The sequence below is a fragment of the Halovivax asiaticus JCM 14624 genome (genome assembly GCF_000337515.1).
GTDB lineage: Archaea > Halobacteriota > Halobacteria > Halobacteriales > Natrialbaceae > Halovivax > Halovivax asiaticus.
In genome coordinates this window covers 1-6258 of the sequence record NZ_AOIQ01000006.1, presented here as the reverse complement: position 1 = coordinate 6258, position 6258 = coordinate 1, and the positions used below count along the sequence as shown (strand labels likewise).

9 protein-coding genes (1 of these 9 only partly in view) are annotated in these 6258 nt (G+C 63.9%); 3 read left to right on the top strand and 6 right to left on the bottom strand.

Going from position 1 to position 6258, the window contains the following annotated elements; all coding sequences use genetic code 11:
* On the bottom strand, positions 1 to 544 hold the 5' portion of the coding sequence (locus C479_RS01120; protein ID WP_007696591.1) for a biotin--[acetyl-CoA-carboxylase] ligase. Its footprint begins 374 nt before the window's first position; 544 of the gene's 918 nt are visible here — the first part of the coding sequence; it begins with the start codon at positions 542 to 544; the stop codon falls past the left edge of the window.
* A 101-nt stretch (positions 545 to 645) separates the two neighbouring features.
* On the bottom strand, positions 646 to 1626 hold the full coding sequence (locus C479_RS01115; RefSeq protein WP_007696589.1) for a tyrosine--tRNA ligase: 981 nt from the start codon (positions 1624 to 1626) through the stop codon (positions 646 to 648).
* 90 nt (positions 1627 to 1716) lie between these two features.
* On the opposite strand from C479_RS01115, the gene C479_RS01110 reads away from it, so the two are divergent.
* Positions 1717 to 2694, top strand: a complete 978-nt coding sequence (locus C479_RS01110; RefSeq protein WP_007696583.1) for a deoxyhypusine synthase — start codon at positions 1717 to 1719, stop codon at positions 2692 to 2694.
* A gap of 41 nt (positions 2695 to 2735) precedes the next feature.
* Here the strand turns inward: C479_RS01110 and C479_RS01105 are convergent, their stop codons facing one another.
* A complete protein-coding gene (locus C479_RS01105; RefSeq protein WP_007696581.1) occupies positions 2736 to 3188 on the bottom strand; it encodes a hypothetical protein in 453 nt (150 codons plus the stop codon).
* Between the two features lie 134 nt (positions 3189 to 3322).
* On the opposite strand from C479_RS01105, the gene C479_RS01100 reads away from it, so the two are divergent.
* Positions 3323 to 3877, top strand: coding sequence for a class I SAM-dependent methyltransferase (locus tag C479_RS01100; RefSeq protein WP_007696578.1), 555 nt, complete (start codon positions 3323 to 3325; stop codon positions 3875 to 3877).
* A gap of 34 nt (positions 3878 to 3911) precedes the next feature.
* Here the strand turns inward: C479_RS01100 and C479_RS01095 are convergent, their stop codons facing one another.
* The 3 genes from C479_RS01095 to C479_RS01085 form a co-directional block, all read right to left on the bottom strand.
* Entirely contained in the window at positions 3912 to 4373 is a 462-nt protein-coding gene (locus tag C479_RS01095; RefSeq protein ID WP_007696575.1) for a hypothetical protein, read from the bottom strand.
* Positions 4374 to 4471: 98 nt separating this feature from the next.
* Positions 4472 to 4810: a DsrE family protein gene (locus C479_RS01090; RefSeq protein ID WP_007696572.1), complete on the bottom strand. Its 339-nt coding sequence runs from the start codon at positions 4808 to 4810 to the stop codon at positions 4472 to 4474.
* Between the two features lie 160 nt (positions 4811 to 4970).
* Entirely contained in the window at positions 4971 to 5420 is a 450-nt protein-coding gene (locus C479_RS01085) for an acyl-CoA thioesterase (RefSeq protein WP_007696570.1), read from the bottom strand.
* 243 nt (positions 5421 to 5663) lie between these two features.
* On the opposite strand from C479_RS01085, the gene C479_RS01080 reads away from it, so the two are divergent.
* Positions 5664 to 6258 (top strand): TraB/GumN family protein (locus C479_RS01080; RefSeq protein ID WP_007696567.1); only part of this gene is annotated, 595 nt, incomplete at its 3' end.

Below are 6258 nucleotides of genomic sequence, written 5' to 3'. Positions count from 1 at the left end.
GATAGCCGCGATCGGTGTCGGCCGGGACGACGACGTCGTTGGGCCACTTGATCCCGGCGTCGACACCCGCCTCTCTGCTGGCCTCCGCCGTTGCCACGGCGGCGGCGAGCGTGTAGAGCGGCGCGCGGGCGGGCGGAATCGTCGGTCGGCAGACCAGACTCGTCCAGATGCCACCGGCCGGCGAGTCCCAGGCGCGATCGAGTCGTCCTTTCCCGCCCGACTGGGTGTTCGCGACCACGGCGACGTCATCGGCGCCGTCTGCGGCGAGGTCGCGCGCCCGCTCGTTCGTACTGGGGAGGGTGTCGTGGTAGTCGATCGAAAACGGTGCGTCCAGCCCGTACTCGACGAGCGGGCCACTGTACCCCGATACGTCACCGAGCACGTATCCCGACGGCGTCCCGTCGATTGCGAATCCCGCCTCGCGCAGCGCCTCGACGTGTTTCCAGACGGCCGCACGAGACATGTCGAGCTCGTCGGCGAGCTCCGGTCCCGTTACTGGGCCGGCTTCCAGCCCCTCGATCACGGCCTGGCGCGTCTCGTCCATAGTCTACCTCGCCACGGCACGCCCTTCAAAGAGCCGATACGGGCCAGGAAATTGGGGTCCATCGTCTCCTACCGGAGTCACCAGAATCGCACATTGCCGAGTTAGGCTCGCATCTCGGACAGCACGTCGCGTCCGGGTGCGATCAACTCGTCGAGGGAGCTCGCGAGCGCACCTTTTGCATCGGCTGGGTGGAGTTCGCCGGACTCCAGGTCGGTCGCTAGCGTCTCGTAGGACTCGTAGGTCAGATCGCCGCCGTACTCGTCGGGTCGCTCGACGACGACTTCCTCGAAGCGAGGGAAGACGTGGTACTCGAAGAGTTCGAGGACGGGATTCTCGAGGTCTCCCTCGGGATCACGCGTCGGCGGGCAAAACGCCGAGTTGACCTTCTCTTCGAGTTCCTCAGTGGAGTCCTCCATCGAGATGGTGATGCCCTCGGAAGAGGACATCTTCCCGTCACCAGTGGTGAGGTCCGCGACGATCGGCGTGTGGAGGACTGGGCGGGCCTCGTAGCCGATGGCTGGCAGTTCCTCGCGCATGAGCATGTGGACTTTACGCTGATCCATCCCGCCGATCGCCAGGTCAAGGTCCAGATACTCGATGTCCAGCGCCTGCATCAGCGGGTAGACGACGTGGCTCACCTTCGCCGTCTCGCCGGACTGGATCTCGGCCATCGCGCGCTGGGCCCGATTCAGCGTCGTCGAGAGCTCCAGTTCGTGTACGTCGAGGGTGTAGTCTTCTTCGAGCTGGTAGTCAGACCCGTAGACGAACTCCGTCCGTTCTTCGTCGAGGCCGTACGCGAGGAACTGCGCGCGCATTCGTTCGGCCGTCTCGCGGATCTCCTCGAAGGTGCCCTTGTCGTTCAGGTAGGCGTGGACGTCCGCAAGGAGGACGACGACCTCCATGCCCGCGTCCTGCAGGTCGATGAGTTTGTTCGCAGTCAGCAGGTGCCCGAGGTGGAGCACGCCTGATGGCTCGTAGCCCACGTAGACCCGTTTGCCGTCGGGATCCTGGGCCAGTTCGCGAACCTCGTCCTCGACAACCACCTCGTCGGTGTTCCGGGTGAGTAACTCGTAGGTGTCCATGCGTGGGGTCAGTCGGTCGACCGATTTATGCGTTCGTTTCCGCGGCGACGTTCCGAGCCATTGAAAGCGTCTTGTCGGCTACGACTGCCCATGGAACCCGACGACTCCCGCGAACACGTCGTTCCCGGGACGGACGAGGAACTCGACGGGGCGGACGTCCGCGGCTACGACTTCCGCGACGGCGTCGATCTGGGATCGATTCTCGACAGCTACGCGACGACCGGTTTTCAGGCGACGCACCTCGCCGAGGCGATCGACATCGCCGAGCGGATGCAAGCCGAGGACGCCACGATCTACCTGACGCTCACCTCGAACGTGATCTCCTCCGGCCTCCGCGAGGTCGTCGCCGCGCTCGTCCGTGAGGGTCACGTCGACATCATCATCACGACCTCCGGCTCGATCACGGAGGACGTCATCAAGACTGCAAAACCGTTCAAGATGGGCGAGTGGGACGCCGACGAATCGGCCCTGCGCGAGCGGGGGATCAATCGCCTCGGCAACATCTTCGTCCCCTCCGACCGCTACGTCTGGCTGGAGGAGTACCTCTACGACTTCTTCGACGACTTCTTCGCCGAGGAAGCGATCCGCACCCCCTCGGAGTTCGCTCGTGAACTCGGCGCGACGCTCGACGACGAAGATTCGGTGCTGTACCAGGCCGCCCGGAACGACGTTCCAGTCTACTGCCCGGCGCTCACCGACGCGGAGGTCGGCAACTTCCTCTACTACTACCGCCAACGCCCCGACACGCCCGATGTTGGCATCGAAATCGTCGAGGACTACGACTCCCTGATCGGCGACAGCATGCTCCAGGATACGACGGGGCTCATCGCGGTCGGGGCCGGCGTCCCGAAACACCACGCGATCATGACCAACCTCTTCCGCGGCGGCGCCGAGTACGCCATCTACATCCAGACCGGGATGGAAGGCGACGGCTCGCTCTCGGGGGCCCCGCCGAACGAGGCCGTTTCCTGGGGTAAGATCAAGGCGACAGACGGGAGCAACTACACCGAAATCCAGGCGGAGGCGACGCTCGTCTTCCCGCTGCTGGTCGCTGGTGCGTTCTTCTAAAACCTGCTGAACAACTCTCCACCAATTCTGGCGAACCGTGGTCAGTACTGGATCGGCGAGTCGTCGCCGCGGTCGCGATCGGGCTCCTGGCCGGGGAACGACACCGGCGCGTCGGTCAACTCGGCGACGTAGTCAGCAACTGGGTCCGGGCAGTGGTGTCCCTCGAGCGACTCGCCTTCCATGAGGACTTCACAGCACTCCGCCTGCTCGTACTCGGTGGCCTCGTCCGGATTGTACCGGTGTGAGGCCCGGAGGACGAACTCGGCGCGACTGCCACGGCCCGCGAAGATCCACATCCTGAAATCGAGCGGATCCGGGTCGCGCGCGACGAGGTAGACGTCGGGGACGGACCGCGAACTCTCCGATTCGAACGTCCAGACGAGGAACTCACCCGTCGAGGTGTCCGGTGGGCCCTCGGGTTCGCGCGGGGCCTGATCCAGCGGCCCGATGTCGTTGGGATCGCCGTACGTGTCCACATCGTCGATCAGGCTCATCGGGAGGAATTTCGGCGCGAACGCGAATATACCTTGGGTGTTCGCCCGCGGCTGACGGCGACAGCGCCATTCGAGTCACGGACTCACGGTCCGCGGAAGCAAGCACTTTTGGACGGTTCGCCCCACCTCTCTCCATGGGCTTTCACACGTTCCCGGTCGATCGGGCCGACGGCCTCCGCGATCCCGGCCGCTACCGATACTGCTCCCGTGAAGAACTGCTCTCCGCGCTCCCGACCGGCACCGACGCGACCGTCGCCGATCTGGGATCCGGAACCGGGTTCTACACCGACGACGTCGCCCCGTTCGTCGGGACGCTCTCCGCCGTCGACGTCCAACAGGAGATGCACGAGAAGTACCGCGAACATGGCGTTCCCGAGAACGTCGACCTGGTGACGGCCGGCGTCGATTCGCTGCCGTTCGCCGACGACGAACTCGACGGCGCCTTCTCGACGATGACTCACCACGAGTACGCGAGCGAGGAGGCATTCGCCGAACTCGCGCGCGTCGTTCGCCCGGACGGCCGGCTCGTCACGGTCGACTGGGACGCCGACGGTGAGGGGACCGACGGGCCACCGACCGACGAACGGTTCTCAGCGAGCGCGGCGGCAGACCAGCTCCGAACGGTCGGCTTCTCGATCGAAGCTGTTCGTGAGCGACCCGAGACGTTCTTCCTCGTCGCCAGTCGGTAAGGATTCGACGCCGGGTCAGGCCCGTTTTTGGATCCTAAAAGTCCGGGAGATCTTCCGGCGGTTCGTACTCGGCTTCCCAGTCGACGTACGATTCCTTGAGGTGTTCACAGACGATCTGGCCGAACTCGGTGAGGCCCGCGTTGATCGCGGAGACCGTTCCCCAGGTATCGAGTTCCGGGTGATACGATCGTTCTTGCCAGTCTTCCGGGATACCTGGCGCGTGATAGCCGACCCGGTCGGCGAAGTCGTCCCAGAAGAAGTCGAACTGGGAGAAGAGATCCATGTCGGTCGCGATCGCGAACTCCCGCTCGGACAACTCCGCGTCCGCACGCCAGCGGTCGAACGCCTCTTCCCAGCCGCCCGCTTCGAGGAACTCTTGTAGTTCCTGCCGACGGTAATCGACGTCCGGACCGTCAGCCACGGAGGCGTCGTCGTACTGATTCGGGTCGACGTACTCGAGTTCCGGCGGGGCAGGTGGTTCGACGTCGAGGGGCATACACGGTCGTATGGGCGGTCGCCGGTTAAGAATTCCCACACGGAACTGAGCCTGGTTCGAACTCGATCGTCACAAAATTGGACCAGCCCGACCCGAACTTACGGACGGATGTACGCGTAGCCGTCGCTCTGGAGCCGCGTGAGTTCGCCGACGCCGGAGGGGGCAGTCTGAACGCCGTCGACGAGATCGGCTTCGGTGAGGTCGTGCATGTCCATCGTGTTCTGACAGGCGGTAATCGAGACACCGTCGTCGAGAAGGGACTCGACGTGCTCACTCACTGCTGCGTCGTTCTGCACGGCTTCGATCCCCGGGCCCTGGGCAACGACGGCGACGGCGTCCAGTTCGACCGAATCGTCCTCGGTGAGGTTCTTCGTGATCGCGAGTGCAGATTTTCGATCCTCGGCGTCGTTCTGAATCAGGTGTACGACGGTGCGCATAGGGTACCTCGCATCAACGACCGCGAAAATGGTGGTGCATGCAGACCGAAAACAGCTGGGGACCGTGGGTCAACAACCGATGGTGTTACAGATCGAAAACTGGTGGTGCCGACGACATCGAAGCGGGCAACAGGACGTACCTGTGCTGCGCTGGCGTACCTTACCCGTCCTGTCCGGATTCCCCTTCGAGCGCCTCCGTGCGAAGCCGCTCGCCGTCTACCGTTGCGGCAGTCAGGTTCGGGACCGTCGTCGGGTGCTCGTCTTCGTCGATGGCCACGTAGACGAAGTACGATTCGGTCGTCAGTTCGCTTTCGCCCGTCCGGAGATCCTCCCGTTCGACCGTCACGCGCGTTTTCACGCTCGTTGCTCCGGCGTCGTAGACGTAGGCGGTGACGAGTGCGGAGTCACCGAGGCGGATCGGCAGTTCGAAGTTCATGCTGTCGACGCGGGCCGTCACGCAGGTCTCGCCCGAGAAGCGCATCGCCGCCATCGCGCCCACCTCGTCCATCCACTTCATCACGTGCCCGCCGTGGGTCTTGCCCAGCATGTTGGTGTGATTCGGCTGGACGAGAGTTCGATTCTCGATATACGTCTCCATGAGTTCGGTCATATGCTTGGCTGCGCGTCGGAGTGAAATGATGGTGTCGCATCGATGTCACCCGTGGGAGAGACTGGTTGGCGCGGTGTATCGATACGATTTCACCGAGTGGTCGCAAGATTTCAACGGGTCGTCGCGGGCTTTCACCGAGTGGTCGCAGGCTTTCAACGGGGCCGTCGCAATTGACTAGAACGGGGTTGCCGTGGGTCCCATGTTCGATACGCCTAAACGTCGTCGGCGTGTTGTCCGACAGTAATGAGTGACGTACGCGAGGACGGGACACCCCGTCCACCCGACCCGCCCGACCGAGAACAGGGCGAGATCACGGTCGTCGGGACGGCACACGTCTCGCAGGCGAGCGTCGACGAAGTGACGGAGACGATCGAGGAGGAGTCCCCCGATGTCGTCGCCGTGGAACTCGACGAAGGCAGGTACCGCCAGATGAAAGGCGGGACACCGGACGACATCGAAGCCGCCGATCTCCTCTCCGGCAACACCGTCTTTCAGTTTCTGGCCTACTGGATGCTCTCGTACGTCCAGTCTCAGCTCGGCGACCGGTTCGACGTCGAACCTGGCGCAGACATGAAGGCCGCTATCGACACCGCCGAACGAAACGGCCTGGGTGTCGCTCTCGTCGACCGGGACATTCAGGTGACGATGCAACGATTCTGGTCGCGTCTCACCGTCGGTGAGAAGGCCAAACTCGTCGGCGGGCTCGCATTCGGCGTGACGAAACCGACGACCGTCGGCCTCTCGCTCGGTGCCGGCTTCGGTGCCCTGTTCGGTCTCCTCTTCGCGGTCGGTATCGCACCCATGCTGGGGATGACCGATCTCCTCACGCTCGGCATCT

Bases quoted from the DNA above. Each gene is read 5' to 3' on its own strand.
- C479_RS01115 (WP_007696589.1), bottom strand. From the start codon at position 1,626: ATGGACACCTACGAGTTACTCACCCGGAACACCGACGAGGTGGTTGTC.
- C479_RS01110 (WP_007696583.1), top strand. From the start codon at position 1,717: ATGGAACCCGACGACTCCCGCGAACACGTCGTTCCCGGGACGGACGAG.
- C479_RS01105 (WP_007696581.1), bottom strand. From the start codon at position 3,188: ATGAGCCTGATCGACGATGTGGACACGTACGGCGATCCCAACGACATC.
- C479_RS01100 (WP_007696578.1), top strand. From the start codon at position 3,323: ATGGGCTTTCACACGTTCCCGGTCGATCGGGCCGACGGCCTCCGCGAT.
- C479_RS01095 (WP_007696575.1), bottom strand. From the start codon at position 4,373: ATGCCCCTCGACGTCGAACCACCTGCCCCGCCGGAACTCGAGTACGTC.
- C479_RS01090 (WP_007696572.1), bottom strand. From the start codon at position 4,810: ATGCGCACCGTCGTACACCTGATTCAGAACGACGCCGAGGATCGAAAA.
- C479_RS01085 (WP_007696570.1), bottom strand. From the start codon at position 5,420: ATGACCGAACTCATGGAGACGTATATCGAGAATCGAACTCTCGTCCAG.